This is a genomic window from Oleiphilus sp. HI0066 (assembly GCF_001635725.1).
On the sequence record NZ_LWFH01000411.1, the window covers coordinates 1 to 945 of the forward strand.

General features: G+C 45.3%; 1 protein-coding gene. It reads left to right on the top strand.

The window, feature by feature from the left end; all coding sequences use genetic code 11:
• Positions 1–151: 151 nt before the first annotated feature.
• The gene (locus A3738_RS05495; protein WP_231876544.1) at positions 152–928 is read left to right on the top strand and encodes a dienelactone hydrolase family protein; all 777 of its coding nucleotides are present in this window, start codon (positions 152–154) and stop codon (positions 926–928) included.
• Positions 929–945: the final 17 nt, after the last annotated feature.

The window sequence follows — 945 nt, forward strand, 5'->3', positions numbered from 1 at the left end:
CCCTCAAATGAGGTGATTTGCATGAAAAATAGTCATCTAAGTAGAATCTAACTGCGTAGCAAAATTTGGTCTAAAGCAAGTGGCTGACAATGAAGCGCAGATACTTGAATCGAAAACGATATAAAACGCAATCGAAATAAAAGGGGTGACTATGAATATTTCTCGTGGGTTGGTCGGGGCTGCTGCGGTAGCTGTTTCAATAGGTGCTAGTGTTGCTGTGGCTGATGGGCACGGTATGAAGCACGCCGGTAAAAATGTTGATTTTGAGTTGAATGGCACAGCGTATGAAAGCTACTTTGTTGTAGGCGATAATAAAGATGCACCGTTAGTTTATTTGATTCACGACTGGGATGGCCTAACTGAATACGAAGTTAAGCGTAGCGAAATGCTGCACGAACTTGGCTACTCAGTATTTGCTGTCGATTTATTTGGTAAAGGCGTGCGTCCAACGGAAGCGGCTGATAAAAAACAGCATACTGGTGAGCTATACAAAGATCGCGAGAAAATGCGCGCAATCATGCAAGCAGGTTTAGCTAAAGCAAAAGAGCTTGGTGCTGATACGAGTAATGCCGTTGCGATGGGCTACTGTTTCGGTGGCGCAGCCGTGTTAGAACTGGCGAGATCAGGTACCGAACTAAAAGGATTTGCTAGCTTTCACGGTGGTTTGACGACCCCAGAAGGGCAAGGCTACAGCAATACAAAGGGCTCAGTTCTTGTGATGCATGGTACGGCAGACTCGATTATTCCAATGTCAGATTTCGCGAATCTAGCGGATGAGCTTGAGGCTGCGAAGGTGGATCATGAAATGGTGACTTATGGCGGCGCGCCTCATGCCTTCACTGTATTTGGTTCGGAAAAGTATCAAGAAAGAGCGGATATCCAAAGCTGGACGCTATTCACTGATTTCCTCAAAATGGAAACGATGTAGTTTTATAGTCTAGGTAC